At 62.3% G+C, this 14,019-nt stretch carries 16 protein-coding genes; 13 read left to right on the top strand and 3 right to left on the bottom strand.

Annotated elements, in window-relative coordinates; all coding sequences use genetic code 11:
* Positions 1 to 24: 24 nt before the first annotated feature.
* The 10 genes from obgE (at position 25) to AC02Y0_RS19765 (ending at position 9,996) form a co-directional block, all read left to right on the top strand.
* Positions 25 to 1,113, top strand: coding sequence for a GTPase ObgE (obgE, locus tag AC02Y0_RS19810; protein ID WP_476380692.1), 1,089 nt, complete (start codon positions 25 to 27; stop codon positions 1,111 to 1,113).
* A complete protein-coding gene (gene proB, locus AC02Y0_RS19805) occupies positions 1,113 to 2,288 on the top strand; it encodes a glutamate 5-kinase (protein ID WP_476380690.1) in 1,176 nt (391 codons plus the stop codon). Before obgE ends, proB begins: the two co-directional genes overlap by 1 nt.
* On the top strand, positions 2,281 to 3,564 hold the full coding sequence (locus AC02Y0_RS19800; protein WP_476380688.1) for a glutamate-5-semialdehyde dehydrogenase: 1,284 nt from the start codon (positions 2,281 to 2,283) through the stop codon (positions 3,562 to 3,564). Before proB ends, AC02Y0_RS19800 begins: the two co-directional genes overlap by 8 nt.
* A gap of 37 nt (positions 3,565 to 3,601) precedes the next feature.
* Positions 3,602 to 4,192 carry a nicotinate-nucleotide adenylyltransferase gene (locus AC02Y0_RS19795; RefSeq protein WP_307374661.1) on the top strand — a complete coding sequence of 197 codons (591 nt, stop codon included), beginning with the start codon at positions 3,602 to 3,604 and terminating at the stop codon, positions 4,190 to 4,192.
* A 131-nt stretch (positions 4,193 to 4,323) separates the two neighbouring features.
* Complete coding sequence (gene rsfS, locus AC02Y0_RS19790) at positions 4,324 to 4,734, top strand: ribosome silencing factor (protein ID WP_245408013.1); 411 nt, start codon at positions 4,324 to 4,326, stop codon at positions 4,732 to 4,734.
* Positions 4,735 to 4,837: 103 nt separating this feature from the next.
* Positions 4,838 to 5,320, top strand: a complete 483-nt coding sequence (rlmH, locus tag AC02Y0_RS19785) for a 23S rRNA (pseudouridine(1915)-N(3))-methyltransferase RlmH (RefSeq protein ID WP_006724334.1) — start codon at positions 4,838 to 4,840, stop codon at positions 5,318 to 5,320.
* A gap of 147 nt (positions 5,321 to 5,467) precedes the next feature.
* Positions 5,468 to 6,880 (top strand): murein hydrolase activator EnvC family protein, encoded by a 1,413-nt coding sequence (locus tag AC02Y0_RS19780; protein WP_476384097.1) that lies wholly within the window; start codon positions 5,468 to 5,470, stop codon positions 6,878 to 6,880.
* Positions 6,870 to 8,189 (top strand): S41 family peptidase, encoded by a 1,320-nt coding sequence (locus tag AC02Y0_RS19775; protein WP_102021100.1) that lies wholly within the window; start codon positions 6,870 to 6,872, stop codon positions 8,187 to 8,189. The genes AC02Y0_RS19780 and AC02Y0_RS19775 overlap by 11 nt, the downstream gene beginning before the upstream one ends.
* 84 nt (positions 8,190 to 8,273) lie before the next feature.
* Positions 8,274 to 9,455, top strand: a complete 1,182-nt coding sequence (locus AC02Y0_RS19770) for a divergent polysaccharide deacetylase family protein (protein ID WP_476380686.1) — start codon at positions 8,274 to 8,276, stop codon at positions 9,453 to 9,455.
* A gap of 7 nt (positions 9,456 to 9,462) precedes the next feature.
* Entirely contained in the window at positions 9,463 to 9,996 is a 534-nt protein-coding gene (locus AC02Y0_RS19765; RefSeq protein ID WP_476380684.1) for an RNA pyrophosphohydrolase, read from the top strand.
* A gap of 9 nt (positions 9,997 to 10,005) precedes the next feature.
* Here the strand turns inward: AC02Y0_RS19765 and AC02Y0_RS19760 are convergent, their stop codons facing one another.
* On the bottom strand, positions 10,006 to 10,911 hold the full coding sequence (locus tag AC02Y0_RS19760; RefSeq protein ID WP_476380682.1) for a LysR family transcriptional regulator: 906 nt from the start codon (positions 10,909 to 10,911) through the stop codon (positions 10,006 to 10,008).
* 180 nt (positions 10,912 to 11,091) lie between these two features.
* Here AC02Y0_RS19760 and AC02Y0_RS19755 point away from each other — a divergent pair, with 180 nt between their 5' ends.
* Both AC02Y0_RS19755 and AC02Y0_RS19750 read left to right on the top strand, forming a co-directional pair.
* Entirely contained in the window at positions 11,092 to 11,613 is a 522-nt protein-coding gene (locus AC02Y0_RS19755) for a hypothetical protein (RefSeq protein WP_476384096.1), read from the top strand.
* Positions 11,610 to 11,864 (top strand): Atu4866 domain-containing protein, encoded by a 255-nt coding sequence (locus AC02Y0_RS19750; protein ID WP_476380680.1) that lies wholly within the window; start codon positions 11,610 to 11,612, stop codon positions 11,862 to 11,864. Before AC02Y0_RS19755 ends, AC02Y0_RS19750 begins: the two co-directional genes overlap by 4 nt.
* Positions 11,865 to 11,918: 54 nt before the next feature.
* On the opposite strand, the gene AC02Y0_RS19745 is transcribed toward AC02Y0_RS19750, so the two are convergent.
* Positions 11,919 to 12,329, bottom strand: coding sequence for a rhodanese-like domain-containing protein (locus AC02Y0_RS19745; RefSeq protein ID WP_476380678.1), 411 nt, complete (start codon positions 12,327 to 12,329; stop codon positions 11,919 to 11,921).
* 69 nt (positions 12,330 to 12,398) lie between these two features.
* On the opposite strand from AC02Y0_RS19745, the gene ftrA reads away from it, so the two are divergent.
* The gene (ftrA, locus tag AC02Y0_RS19740) at positions 12,399 to 13,424 is read left to right on the top strand and encodes a transcriptional regulator FtrA (RefSeq protein ID WP_476380676.1); all 1,026 of its coding nucleotides are present in this window, start codon (positions 12,399 to 12,401) and stop codon (positions 13,422 to 13,424) included.
* Between the two features lie 69 nt (positions 13,425 to 13,493).
* On the opposite strand, the gene AC02Y0_RS19735 is transcribed toward ftrA, so the two are convergent.
* The gene (locus AC02Y0_RS19735; RefSeq protein ID WP_444556822.1) at positions 13,494 to 13,937 is read right to left on the bottom strand and encodes a metallopeptidase family protein; all 444 of its coding nucleotides are present in this window, start codon (positions 13,935 to 13,937) and stop codon (positions 13,494 to 13,496) included.
* Positions 13,938 to 14,019: the final 82 nt, after the last annotated feature.

The raw sequence follows: 14,019 nt of genomic DNA, 5'->3' as shown, positions 1-14,019 counted from the left end.
GACAGAAGAATTGACGGCAGCAAGATGAAATTTCTCGACGAAGCTAAGGTATATATTCGCTCGGGCGACGGCGGCGCCGGTGCTGTCTCGTTTCGGCGCGAAAAATTCATCGAGTTCGGCGGTCCTGACGGCGGCGACGGCGGTCGCGGCGGCGATGTCTGGGTGGAGGCCGTCAACGGCCTCAACACGCTCATCGACTTCCGTTTCCAACAGCATTTCAAGGCCAAGACCGGCACCCACGGCATGGGCCGCAACCGCACCGGCGCCAACGGCGAAGATGTGACGCTCAAGGTTCCCGTTGGCACACAGATCTTCGAGGAAGACAATGAGACCCTGATCGTCGACATGACGGTCGAGGGCCAGCGTTTCCGCATCGCCAAGGGCGGCAATGGCGGCTTCGGCAATGCCCATTTCAAGACCGCGACCAACCAGGCGCCCGACTGGGCCAATCCCGGCCTTGAAGGCGAGGACATGACCGTCTGGCTGCGGCTGAAGCTGATCGCCGATGCCGGCCTCGTCGGCCTTCCCAATGCCGGCAAGTCGACCTTCCTGGCTTCGGTCACCCGCGCCCGGCCGAAGATTGCCAACTACCCCTTCACCACGCTGCATCCGAACCTCGGCGTCGCCACCATCGACGAGCGCGAATTCATCCTGGCCGACATTCCCGGCCTGATCGAAGGCGCGCATGAAGGCGTGGGCATCGGCGACCGCTTCCTCGGCCATGTCGAGCGCACCCGCGTGCTACTGCATCTTGTCTCCGCCCAGGAGGAAGAGGTCGGCAAGGCCTACAAGACCGTGCGCCACGAACTCGACGCCTATGGCGGCGGCCTGGACGACAAGCCGGAAATCGTCGCGCTGTCGCAGATCGACGTGCTCGACGAGGCGGAGCTGAAGAAGAAGGCAGCCGAGCTGAAAAAGGCCTGCGGCCAGACGCCTCTCCTGCTCTCGGCCATCACCAGCAAGGGCATGACGGATGCCTTGCGCGCGCTGCGTGACGTGATCGTTGCGGCCCAGGGCAATCGACCGCTTCCCGAGAAACGCGAAAAGAACCGCCGCAATCGTGATGACGACGGCAATCTCGAAGCCGGCATGGACGAAGAAGGCGACGACTGATGTCCACCCGGCTCCGCTCGCTCTCCCGCGTCAAGCGGGTCGTCATCAAGATCGGCTCTGCCCTTCTGGTCGATCGCGGTTCCGGCATCAGGAAAACCTGGCTCGATGCCATCTCAGATGACATCGCAGCCCTGAAAGCCCGTGGGACCGACGTTCTCGTCGTCTCCTCGGGCGCCATCGCGCTCGGTCGCACCGTGCTCGACATGCCCTCCGGCGCCCTGAAGCTCGAAGAGAGCCAGGCCTGTGCTGCCGTCGGCCAGATTGCGCTCGCGCGCCACTGGTCGGAAAGTCTGTCACGCCATCAGATGGTCGCCGGCCAGGTCCTGCTGACGCTCGGCGATACCGAAGAGCGCCGCCGCTATCTCAACGCGCGCGCCACTCTCAACCAGTTGCTGAAGATCGGCGCCGTACCGATCATCAACGAGAACGATACGGTCGCGACGACCGAAATCCGCTACGGCGACAACGATCGTCTGGCCGCCCGCGTCGCCACGATGGCGGGTGCCGACCTTCTCGTCCTGCTCTCCGATATCGACGGTCTCTACACGGCGCCCCCGCATCTTGATCCGGAAGCGAAGTTCCTCGACATGATTGAGGAAATCACGCCCGCGATCGAAGCCATGGCTGGCGGCGCCGCGTCCGAACTGTCGCGCGGCGGCATGCGCACCAAGATCGATGCCGGCAAGATCGCAACCAGCGCCGGCTGCGCCATGATCATCGCGTCCGGCAAGACCATGAACCCGCTCGCAGGCATCGAGAACGGTGCTCGCCATTCCTGGTTCGCCGCGTCCAAATCTCCGGTCACGGCACGCAAGACCTGGATCGCCGGTCAATTGCAGCCGGCGGGCACCCTTCAGGTCGACAATGGAGCCGAAGGCGCGCTCCGCTCCGGCAAAAGCCTGTTGCCGGCCGGCGTCCGCTCGGTTTCCGGTGCCTTCCATCGCGGCGATACCGTCTCCATCGTCACGACCGAGGGGCGCGAGATTGCCCGTGGCCTCGCGGGTTACGACGCAGACGAAGCGCGCCGGATCTGCGGTCGCAAATCCAACGAAATCGAGAAGATCCTCGGTTATGCAGGCCGCGCCGCCATGATCCACCGAGACGACCTCGTGATGACCGAACTCGGACAGCGGGATACCGCAGCCGCAGACCGGAAGGATGCAGCCCATGCTTGATACCGTGTCGAACCAGAATTCCGTCGAAGGCCTGATGCTGGATATCGGTCGACGCGCCCGCGCCGCCGCACGCCCCCTGGCGATCGCCTCGACCGAAGCCAAGAACAAGGCGCTCCTGGCCATGGCCGATGCGCTTGTGTCTGCCGAGGCAGACATCCTCGCCGCCAATGCGATCGACCTCAAGAATGCGACAGAGGCAGGTGTGGCCGCCTCCTTTATCGACCGCCTGACCCTGAATTCCGCCCGCGTCGCAGCCATCGCCCAGTCGATGCGCGAGATTGCTGAATTGCAGGATCCCGTCGGCTCCATCATCGCCGAATGGGATCGCCCCAACGGCCTGCATATCGAGCGCGTCCGCACGCCGCTTGGTGTGATCGGCGTCATCTATGAGAGCAGGCCGAACGTGACGGCCGATGCCGGTGCGCTGTGCCTCAAGGCCGGCAATGCCGTCATCCTGCGCGGCGGCTCGGACTCCGCGAATTCTTCGCGTCTCATTCATGCCTGCCTGGTGAAGGGCCTCGTTGCGGCCGGCCTGCCCGCCGATGCGATCCAGCTCGTGCCGACCACCGATCGAGCAGCCGTGGGTGCGCTTCTTTCCGGGCTCGACGGATCGGTCGACGTGATCGTTCCGCGCGGCGGCAAAAGCCTCGTTGCGCGTGTCCAGCAGGAAGCCCGCGTGCCCGTCTTCGCCCATCTCGAGGGTCTGTGCCACGTCTATGTCGACGGCTCGGCCGATCTCGACATGGCGAAGAAGATTGTCGTCAACGCCAAGATGCGGCGGACCGGCATCTGCGGCTCTGCCGAAACCCTGCTGGTCGACAGTGCGGCAATCGCCACCCATCTGCAGCCGCTGATCGAAGCGCTGACGGAGGCCGGTTGCGAAATCCGAGCCTCTGCCACCGTTCTGCGCATCATTCCAGGCCTCAAGGCCGCGACCGATGAGGACTGGCGCACCGAATATCTCGACGCGATCATCTCCGTTGCTGTTGTCGATGGCATCGGTGGCGCCATTGATCACATAGCCCGCTATTCGTCGAACCACACGGAAGCGGTGATCGCCGAAGACCCTGCAGTGGTCGAACGCTTCTTCAATGAGATCGATTCAGCCATCCTGCTGCACAATGCCTCGACGCAATTTGCAGACGGTGGCGAGTTCGGCATGGGCGGCGAGATCGGCATTGCCACCGGCAAGATGCATGCCCGCGGCCCAGTCGGCGTCGAGCAGCTGACGTCGTTCAAGTACCGCGTTCGCGGCAACGGCCAGGTCCGTCCCTGACGTGGCGGAAACGGCACTCGCCCATCGCCATACGGTCATGCCGCATGCCGAACGCGGCATGGTCATCGGCCTCTTCGGAGGCTCCTTCAATCCACCACACCAGGGGCATCTGCTCGTGGCCGAGATCGCCTTGCGGCGTCTCGGTCTTGACCAGCTCTGGTGGTTGGTAACACCGGGCAACCCGCTGAAGAGCCAGAAGGAACTGGCACCGCTCGCTGAGCGCCTGGCCGCCTGCGAGACGCTTGCCGTAGACCCACGAATCAAGGTCACCGCCTTCGAGAAAACGCTCGGAACGAGTTACACGGCAAAGACGCTGGAATTCATCCGCGCCCGCAATCCGCATGTACATTTCATCTGGATCATGGGTGCCGACAACCTCGCCGGTTTCCACCGCTGGCAACGCTGGCAGAAGATCGCGAGCACCTTCCCGGTTGCCGTCATCGACCGGCCGGGATCGACCCTCGCCTATCTCTCGTCGAAGATGGCGCGGACGTTCGATTATGCTCGGATCGACGAGGAAGATGCGGGAGTGCTCTGGCAGAAGCGGGCGCCGGCATGGACCTTCATTCATGGGCCGCGCTCGACGCTGAGTTCCTCTGCCATCAGGGCGGCGGCGCACAAACCATGAGACAGACGATCAAGGCTGACATTTTCCACCATGCCTTGAAAGATTAACAGATCAGTGCCACCTTTTATCTGCGATCCCAGTTAGGAGAATCGCAGACGTGCTGTTCTGTTTTGCCAAGGAAAGGACGAACTCTGACAACAGTACACACCAAGGGACGCGCTTCCCGCGCTATCCCGAAGAGCATGGAACGTGGCGCCGATGCTGCAGCCCGTGCGCTTGAGCTGGTCCTCGCAAGCCTCGAGGACTCGAAGGCAGAAGACATCGTCTCCATCGACATTGCCGGAAAATCGGCGCTGGGCGACTACATGGTGGTCGTATCCGGACGCTCTAACAGGCATGTCTCGGCGATCAGCGAACATCTCATTTCCGACCTCAAGGACGAAGGCATGGGCTCCGCCCGCGTCGAGGGCCTGGAGACCGGCGATTGGGTCCTGATCGACACAGGAGACATCATCGTGCATGTGTTTCGACCTGAAATCCGCGAATTCTACAACCTGGAAAGGATGTGGGCAGCGCCGGAGATCGAGGATCGCCTGCACTGAAAACGGCCGGCCGTCCGTCGGACGGTCCCGAAGCCGGATTGACACGGCGGGGCTCTTCCTGCCGATAGAGATGGTTTTGTGACCTGAAACTGGGACTGCCCGTATGAAAATTGGCATCTATGCCGTTGGCCGGCTGAAAGCCGGACCAGAGAAGGAACTCGCGTCCCGTTATCTGGATCGCTTCGCCAAGGCCGGACCGCAATGCGGCCTGGAATTCACACGCTCCGTGGAGCTGAATGAAAGCCGCGCCGGCAATGCCGACACGAGAAAGCGCGAGGAAGCCCAAGAGCTTTCCCGCCAGATCCCCGACGGCGCGCTCATCGTGGTCCTCGATGAGCGCGGCAAGGCCTTCGACAGTGCCGAATTCGCCAAATTCGTCGGTGACGCGGCCGATAACGGCCAGCGCGACATGGCCTTCGTCATCGGCGGTGCCGATGGTATCGATCCCGACCTTAGAGATCGCGCCCGCCTCGTCCTCAATCTCGGCAAGCTCACCTGGCCGCACCAGCTGGTCCGCATCCTGATCGCCGAGCAACTCTATCGGGCCGTGACCATCCTGACGGGACACCCCTATCACCGCGTTTGATGCACCGAGACCGATCGGCGAGGCAATGCTTTGCCTTGGCCGCAAATCAGCGTATTTTCGCGGCCGAACCGGATAGAGCCCTTGCCCATTGTCGCCAGAGATACAGCAGCCGTCATTGAAGGCCGCCGCCACAAGGTCGGTCTGGCGATGGCTTGCCTTCTGGGAAGCCTCCTGGCTTCGGCTTCGCCGATTTCAACCCGAGCCCAGCAGACCCCGGCACCGGCCTCTGGCACGACAACGGGATCGCTGCCGACAACCGTAGCTCAGGCAGGCGACCGTGTCGTCGCGGAGCCAGCACCCGACCCGGCGCTGGAACTGCGCTCCAAACGCGATCAGGTCAGCGCCGAACTGCAGGCCATCGCGTCCAGCATGAAGCTGTCGGAAGAAAAGACGACAGAACTGCAGAAAAGCATCGACGATCTCGAGAAGACCTCGGAGAGCCTGAAGACGGCCCTGATCGAGTCTGCCCAGCGGCGCAAGGATATCGAGAAGCAGATCAGCGAAGGCGAGAAACGCCTGGCTGACATCGGCCTGCGTGAGGACAATATCCGGGCCTCCTTCCGCGAACGTCGGTCGATGCTGGCTGAGGTTCTCGCAGCCCTCCAGCGCATGGGACGGAACCCGCCGCCCGCTCTTCTCGTCAGCCCCGAGGATGCCTTGGGCTCGGTGCGCACCGCGATCCTGCTCGGCGCAGTCGTACCCGGGATCCGCCACGAGACGGACAAGCTGGCCGCTGATCTCGAAGAGTTGATCGCGCTCCGTGACGCCGGGAAAAAGGAAATGGATGGCATGGTTGCCGCCATCGCCAACCGTCAGGAAGAAGAGCGGCGGATGGACTTGCTGGTGGCGGAAAACGAGAGGCTCGCCCGCACCAACTCCCTCCAGCTTCAGGCCGAACGTAAGCAATCAGAGGCACTTGCCGAGCGAGCGTCGACGATGGAAGCGCTGATCCGCTCGCTGGAAAACGAGATCACCTCGGTGCGGCAGGCGGCCGAGTTGGCGAGGGCAGAAGAGCTGAAAAGAAGCCAGATGAGCGAGGAGCAACGGGCCCGCGCCCTGGAGCTCGCCCAGTCTGGACTGCCCGATAAAAACCGCATTGCGCCAGCATATCCTTTCTCTGATCTGAAGCAGAAACTGGAATTGCCGGTTGCCGGCGAGACCCTGCGGCAGTTCGGTGATCCGGACGGAACAGGCCACCAGGCTCAGGGCGTCGTTATTGCCTCACAGCCCGGCGCGCTCGTGACCGCACCGGCGGATGCATGGGTGGTGTTTGCTGGAAATTTCCGAAGCTACGGCCAGATGATCATTCTGAACACGGGCGACGGCTATCACATGGTGCTATCGGGCATGGACCGGATCAGCACCAGTCAAGGCAAGTTCGTGCTCTCCGGGGAGCCTCTGGCGACCATGGGTGAGAAAAGAGTGGCAAGCGCCACCGCTTTGGCGCTGGAAACCGATCGGCCGACGCTTTACATTGAACTTCGGAAAGACGGTAAACCGGTTGATTCCCGTCCCTGGTGGGCCGGAGGCGATTCTGGAAAGGCACAGAATGATACGTAGGGTCTCTCTTCTTCTCGTCGGCGCACTGATGGGCGCAACTGCGATGAGCGTCATCTATTCGGCAGGTGTTCCGGCGCAAGCGGCGGGCAATTCTACCTATAAAGAACTCTCCATCTTCGGCGACGTCTTCGAGCGCATCCGCGCCCAATACGTCACGCCGCCAGACGAGAACAAGCTGGTCGAAAGTGCCATCAATGGCATGTTGACCTCGCTCGACCCGCATTCTGTCTACATGAACGCCAAGGATGCGGCTGACATGCAGACCCAGACCCGCGGTGAATTCGGCGGCATCGGCATCGAAGTCACGATGGAAGAAGAGTTGGTCAAGGTCATCACCCCGATCGATGATACGCCCGGCGCCAAGGCTGGCATCCTCGCCGGCGACTTCATCTCCGAGATCAACGGCGAAAGTGTTCGCGGTCTGAAGCTCGAGGAAGCTGTCGAGAAGATGCGCGGCGCGGTCAACACACCGATCAAGCTGACCATCCTGCGCGAAGGCGCCGACAAGCCGATCGAGCTCAGCGTCACGCGCGAAATCATTCCGATCCGTGCCGTCAAGTCGCGCGTCGAGGGCGATGTCGGCTATCTCCGCGTCATCTCCTTCACCGAGAAGACCTATGACGACCTGGAAGCCGCGATCGAGAAGATCAAGAAGGAATTGCCGGGCGACAAGCTGAAGGGCTATGTCCTCGACCTGCGCCTCAATCCGGGCGGCCTTCTCGACCAGGCGATCTACGTCTCTGACGCCTTCCTGGAGCGTGGCGAAGTCGTCTCCACCCGTTCGCGCGATCCGCAGGACACCCGTCGCTTCAACGCGACGGCAGGCGATCTGACCGATGGCAAGCCAGTCATCGTGCTGGTCAACGGCGGCTCTGCCTCGGCATCCGAGATCGTGGCCGGCGCTCTGCAGGACCTGAAGCGTGCGACGGTGCTTGGCACCCGCTCCTTCGGCAAGGGATCGGTTCAGACGATCATCCCGATGGGCGAAAAGGGTGCGTTGCGCCTGACGACGGCGCTCTATTACACGCCGTCGGGCAAGTCGATCCAGGGCACCGGCATCGAGCCGGATATCAAGGTCGACCAGCCGCTGCCGGAAGAACTCCAGGGCAAGGTTCGCACCGAAGGCGAATCCTCGTTGCCTGGCCATATCAAGGGCCAGAACGAGAGCGAGGAAGGCTCAGGCTCCGTCGCTTACGTGCCGCCGGAAGCCAAGGACGACGTCCAGCTCAACTATGCGCTCGATCTGCTGCGCGGCGTAAAGAACGATCCGGCCTTCCCGGCCGATCCTCAGAAGGCGTCGCTTCAGTAAAGCACTTGAATTGGCCGCCCGCGTATCGATGATGCGCGGGCGGCCTTTTCGTATCTGGGCCTTCGGCATCACTGGAAGTTTCGCATGGACCTTCATGCACCGCTCGGTCAGGAGCGAAAGGACAAGAACCGGAGAGGCGGGCGCCTCCGCCTGTCCACCGTGTCATCGGTGATTGCAGTTCTGGCGCTGACAGGCCTGTCTGCATGGACGGCACTCTCGCCGGTGGCACTGCGCACCGAACCACCGATCGGTCTGACACCCACGCCTCCGGAAGCAAAGACCGTTGCCGAAAACGAGACGGCGATCGATCCGACGGAAAGCCCCAGAGGCTTGGCCACCAGCGGCCCGAACGACGGCGCCGTGATCCGCCGCACCACGACGGCAGACGGCAATACCGTCACCACCTTCAGTCCGAATGCCCGGCAGGGTCCCGTCGTCATCGGCGCAAGCTCCACCCAGGATCCCCGTCTTGCCGGACAGCCCAATGAAGATCTGATCGAATTGACGGATGCCGGAGAGCTTCCAACCGTCTCCGCCTCCGGTCTTCGCCCCGTCGATTTCTACGCCCGGCGATGGTCCGGTGCGCGGGGTACCCGGATCGCGATCGTCATCGGCGGCATCGGTCTCAGCCAGACCGGCAGCCAGAAGGCCGTCACCGACCTCCCCGAAGACATCACGCTCGCCTTTGCCGCAACCGGCAACAGCTTGCAGCGCTGGATGCAGGAGGCACGCCGCAAGGGACACGAGATCGTCCTGCAGGTGCCGATGGAGCCCTTCGACTATCCCGCCATGGATCCGGGACGGGGCACCCTCCTGGCCGAAAAGGCAGCAGCCAGCAATCTTGCCAACCTCCACCAGGCAATGGCGCAGATCACCAATTACACCGGGATCATGAACTACATGGGCGCCCGCTTCATGGCCGACGACAAGGCCATGGATCCGGTCATGCGCGACATCGGTCAACGCGGCCTGATGTTCCTCGATGACGGATCGACCGCACGATCGCTCTCAGGCGATTTCGCCAAGGCAATCGGCATCCCGCACGCCTATGCAGACGTCATGATCGACGCCCAGGTTGATCGTCAGGCGATCCTTGCCAAGCTCGACGAACTGGAGCGCATCGCACGGCGCAATGGCCAGGCGATCGGCGTTGGTGCCGCCTTCGACGAAACGATTGCAGCCGTCGCCGAGTGGCGCAACGAGGCTGTCGCCCGCGGCATCGAATTTGTCGGCGTCTCTGCGCTGGCCAACGAAAACAGACCCTGAGGACACCATGACCGATCACCCGTCGAACAAGCCCAAGGTAAAGGCCGAGGATCTTCCCTATCGTCCCTGCGTCGGGATCATGGTGCTCAACCGGGAAGGTCTGGTCTGGTCTGGCCGGCGTATTGCAGAAGGCAATTCCGAATATGACGGCTCGCCACAGCTCTGGCAGATGCCGCAAGGCGGCATCGATCCCGGCGAAGATGCGCTGCCCGCCGCCATGCGCGAACTCTACGAGGAAACCGGCATGAAGACGGTGTCGCTTCTGGCCGAGGCAAGCCGCTGGATCAATTACGATCTGCCCGCAGAACTGATCGGCATCGGCCTGAAGGGCAAGTTCCGCGGCCAGACCCAGCGCTGGTTCGCCTTCCGCTTCGAAGGCGACGAAAGCGAGATCGCCATCAACCCGCCGCCTGGTGGTCACGAGGCGGAATTCGATGCCTGGGCCTGGAAGCCTATGCAGGAATTGCCGGATTTGATCGTGCCCTTCAAGCGCCGCGTCTATGAAGAGGTCGTCGCAGAGTTCGCCCATCTGGCAAAGTAAGGTTGGCCCTCAGCCTGTGCGCTGGACCCGCCGATAGCGCTGCACGTGATCGACGAGAGCACGCAGCTTGGGCGCCATGTTGCGGCGATTGGGAAAGTAGAGATAGAAGCCCGGATAGGGCTTCAGATAGCCATCGAGAACCGAGACGAGTTCGCCGCTTTCGAGATATGGCTCGAAGGTCTCGCGCACCGCATAGGTGAGCCCTGCACCCGCCAGCGCCATGCGGAGCATCAACCGCAGATCGTTGGTGGTGAGCTGCGGCGTAATCGCCACGTCGAAGCTGCGCCCGTCCTCCTCGAACTCCCAGGGTGCCGGAACCTCGTCCGGCGCCGGTCGCCAGCCGATGCAGCGATGCTGAGCAAGCTCCTTCGGATGCTGCGGCACACCGTGACGGGCAAGATAGGCGGGTGAGGCAACCACTGCCTCGCATTGCGCACCCGTCAGCGGGATCGCCACCATATCCTTTTCGATCACCTCGCCCAGCCGCACGCCCGCATCGAAGCCACGGGAAACGATATCCCAGGTCTCGTCGGTCACCGTCACATCGATAGTGATATCAGGATGAGCCTCGGCAAAGCTGCCAAGCAGCGGCCCGGACAGAAAGGCGTCGGCAATCGAGGTGACGGCAATCTTCAAGTGCCCCGCCGGCCTGATGTCTCCGCCGAGATCCTCAAGCGCTGCCCCGATATCCGCCATCGGACGGCCAAGCATCGCCAACAGTCTCGTCCCGGCTTCGGTGAGCCGAACGCTGCGCGTCGTGCGCACCACAAGCGCGATGCCACAGGCGTTTTCCAGTCGCTGAACGCCCTGGCTGACAGCCGAACGGGTGACACCGAGGCGCCGGGCGGCGGCGGCAAAACTCTGCTCCTCGGCAACCGCGAGAAACAGCGGCAACAGGTTCAGATCCAGCATCATTGTAAAGCCTTACTCACCAATCTGGTCATCATCAGATGGATACCGACGACAACGCCACCCGTCTAGGGTCCCTTGCATCGGCAAAGCAATCCGCGCCGACCCACAAGACGAGAGGATTTCTCAATGACCATCACCATCAGATCGATCCTGACAGGCGCGCTTGTCCTCGCCACCCTCCCCATGGTCCTGACCCAGGCGGCCGCCGCCGATACAGCTTGCGCCACATCAGGCGCAGAAAGCCCGCTGGAACTGCACCGTGACTGGATCATGGAAGGCTGGGAACGGCGCGAAGGCGACCCCGCCTTTGTCTTCGCCACGAAGATGCAACGCTATTACGATCTCAAGCAGACAAAAGGCGTGTTCTACGACAACTTCGCCCCCGGCAAGACGCAGCTCTTCAACGATTCCAGCCGCTACGGCTCCAACTGGGAAGATCTGCAAAATGCCGCACGCTCCGTTCTCCACGGTCTGACCTCAGGCCATGACCAGCTGATAGATGGCAAGGTTGCCTCCACCACGCTCGGCTTTGTCGGCCGTCTCGAACGGCTGAATGGGGAGGTTCTGGCCTTTGACGGGCGTTCTCAGCTTGGTTGGACCTGCACGGATGGCGCCTGGAAGATCCGCCAGGAGCTGAACTATGCCTGGGTCGTCGAACCCGAAACCATTGCCGGTGTGCTGGGAAAGGGAGAGCTCACTCCGTGACCGGTGACACCCAGGCAAGCCATCCCTATGTCGGTCTATGGGTGACGGAGGACGGGCATATCCGCCACGAACTTCTGCCCAACAACCGCTATGTCGAAGCACGCGGCAATCGCGAGCGGGCCTATCTCGGCCGCTACGAGGTAACCGGAACCCACATCGACTATTGGGACGACACGGGCTTTACCGCTGACGGCGATTTTCGCGATGGTGTCCTCTACCATGCCGGCATGGTCTTGCGCCGGGTCCGCTGATCCCGATCCTTTGAAGGGCGGCTCCTCGGAGCCGCCCTACTGCCTGACACGCCATCAGGCAGCAGCACTAGTGCCGGTCCCAACGGCAAAACCTTCATCCGCCCAGCCGGTCATGCCGCCGATCATCACCTTGACCCTGCGCCCCAACCGCGCAAGCCGAAGCGCCGCCCGATCGGTGCCGTTGCAATGCGGTCCGGCGCAATAGACGACGAACAGCGTATCTTCGGGCCATTCCGCCATCTTCCGTTCGGTCATCTTGCCATGCGGCAGGTTGATCGCACCGGGCACGTGACCCCGTTCGAACAGCTTTGGCCCACGCACGTCGAGCAACACGAAGTCCTGATCACCCCGACTCATTACCTCATTCACGTCCCAGCAATCGGTCTCGAAGGCGAGCCGCGCGGCATAATGTGCAGCGACGAGGGCGGGATCGGCGGCGGGGATTTCACTGACGAGGCTCGGCATGACGGGTTCCTTTCATCTGGACGATGAGCGGACCTTGCCTTTTTGCTCACATCAGCGAAATTGGCGTGAATGACAAGATGCGTAAAGATCACGCCAATGACGACAAGACCATCTGCCTTCACCGAATTGACACTGACCGGCCCGCGCGTCGTCACCTTGGCCTATGACGGGCTCTGTACCTTCGAATTCGGAGTTGGCGTGGAAGTGTTCGGCCTTGCCCGGCCGGAAATGGGTGAAGGCTGGTATCGCCACATGACGGCTGCGATCGAGTCGGGTCCTCTGCGCGCGGCCGGCGGACTGAGCGTCACCGCAGGCGGCGGGCTGGAACTGCTGGAAGAAGCTGACCTTATCGTCGTCCCCGGCTGGCGCGGGATAACAGAACCTGTTCCCGATCCACTGCTTCAAGCCTTGCGCGCCGCCCACAACCGAGGTGCGCGACTGATGTCGCTCTGCTCCGGCGTCGCAGTCCTCGCCGCCACCGGCCTGCTCGACGGCCGCCGGGCCACGACGCATTGGCGTTACGCCGATACCATTGCTGCCCGTCATCCAGAAATCCACCTCGACCCGGATGTGCTCTATGTGGACGAAGGCGAGATCCTGACGGCGGCCGGCAGTGCGGCTGGCATCGATCTCTGCCTCCATGTCGTGCGCCGCGATTTTGGTGCGGAAGCCGCCAACAGCGTCGCGCGTCGGCTTGTCGTTCCGCCCCATCGCGAGGGCGGCCAGGCGCAATTTATCGTGAGACCCGTGCCTGAGGAGCGTGAGGGCCAGCGGCTGGGGCCGCTGATCGAGTGGATCGACGCCAATTTGGAGCGCGAGGTGACGCTTGCGGAGATGGCCACCCGAGCCGGAATGAGCACAAGAACGTTCCAGCGCCGGTTCCACGACCTGACCGGCACGAGCCCCGGCGAGTTTCTCCTCACCCGGAGACTGCGCCATGCCTGCGACCTCCTGGAAAGGCGGTCAGCACTGTCGCTCGATGACATCGCCATCGCCTCAGGCTTTGGCACGCCGGCAACGCTGCGCCATCATTTTCGCACGCGATTGGATATCAGCCCGACGGCCTATCGGTCACGGTTCGGGCAGACAGGCTAAGCTCTGGAAAAGCAGAGTGCATGCGCAGACCGGAAACGTCACCGATCGCGGCCGCGCGAATGACGAGAGTTACCGCTCGGCAGAGGCCGCTTCTTCGGCACTTTCCTCGATCCGCTCCATGTCGTCGTCCGACAGGCCGAAATGGTGGCCGATTTCGTGGATCAGCACATGGGTGATGATATCACCCAGCGTCTCTTCGTTCTCCGCCCAGTAATCGAGGATCGGACGACGATAGAGAATGATGCGGTTCGGCATCATGCCGGTTTCCATGGAAAACCGTTCTGAAATTCCCCGCCCTTCGAACAGACCAAGCAGGTCGAAGGGCGTTTCGAGCGCCATGTCTTCGAACACTTCGTCGGTCGGGAAATCAGTGATCTCGATGATGAGATCCTTGCTCAGGTCGCGGAATTCTTGCGGCAGGTGGCCATAAGCCTCGATCGCCAGCGACTCGAATGTGCTGATCGTCGGGGCATGCCGTTCGCGCCAATCCTCGCTCTGGTCTATGCGGGCCATGGATACTCCTTACTTGGCGAACATATAGGCGTTTTGCCGCGCCATTTCGAGAGTGAATTCAATCAAGGAATAAATTCTCATT

This window comes from Allorhizobium sp. nf9_anc (genome assembly GCF_056323085.1).
This window is presented reverse-complemented; position numbering and strand designations above follow the sequence as displayed.

Bases quoted from the DNA above. Each gene is read 5' to 3' on its own strand.
- obgE (WP_476380692.1), top strand. From the start codon at position 25: ATGAAATTTCTCGACGAAGCTAAGGTATATATTCGCTCGGGCGACGGC.
- proB (WP_476380690.1), top strand. From the start codon at position 1,113: ATGTCCACCCGGCTCCGCTCGCTCTCCCGCGTCAAGCGGGTCGTCATC.
- AC02Y0_RS19800 (WP_476380688.1), top strand. From the start codon at position 2,281: ATGCTTGATACCGTGTCGAACCAGAATTCCGTCGAAGGCCTGATGCTG.
- AC02Y0_RS19795 (WP_307374661.1), top strand. From the start codon at position 3,602: ATGCCGCATGCCGAACGCGGCATGGTCATCGGCCTCTTCGGAGGCTCC.
- rlmH (WP_006724334.1), top strand. From the start codon at position 4,838: ATGAAAATTGGCATCTATGCCGTTGGCCGGCTGAAAGCCGGACCAGAG.
- AC02Y0_RS19780 (WP_476384097.1), top strand. From the start codon at position 5,468: ATGGCTTGCCTTCTGGGAAGCCTCCTGGCTTCGGCTTCGCCGATTTCA.
- AC02Y0_RS19775 (WP_102021100.1), top strand. From the start codon at position 6,870: ATGATACGTAGGGTCTCTCTTCTTCTCGTCGGCGCACTGATGGGCGCA.
- AC02Y0_RS19770 (WP_476380686.1), top strand. From the start codon at position 8,274: ATGGACCTTCATGCACCGCTCGGTCAGGAGCGAAAGGACAAGAACCGG.
- AC02Y0_RS19765 (WP_476380684.1), top strand. From the start codon at position 9,463: ATGACCGATCACCCGTCGAACAAGCCCAAGGTAAAGGCCGAGGATCTT.
- AC02Y0_RS19760 (WP_476380682.1), bottom strand. From the start codon at position 10,911: ATGATGCTGGATCTGAACCTGTTGCCGCTGTTTCTCGCGGTTGCCGAG.
- AC02Y0_RS19755 (WP_476384096.1), top strand. From the start codon at position 11,092: ATGGTCCTGACCCAGGCGGCCGCCGCCGATACAGCTTGCGCCACATCA.
- AC02Y0_RS19745 (WP_476380678.1), bottom strand. From the start codon at position 12,329: ATGCCGAGCCTCGTCAGTGAAATCCCCGCCGCCGATCCCGCCCTCGTC.
- ftrA (WP_476380676.1), top strand. From the start codon at position 12,399: ATGACAAGATGCGTAAAGATCACGCCAATGACGACAAGACCATCTGCC.
- AC02Y0_RS19735 (WP_444556822.1), bottom strand. From the start codon at position 13,937: ATGGCCCGCATAGACCAGAGCGAGGATTGGCGCGAACGGCATGCCCCG.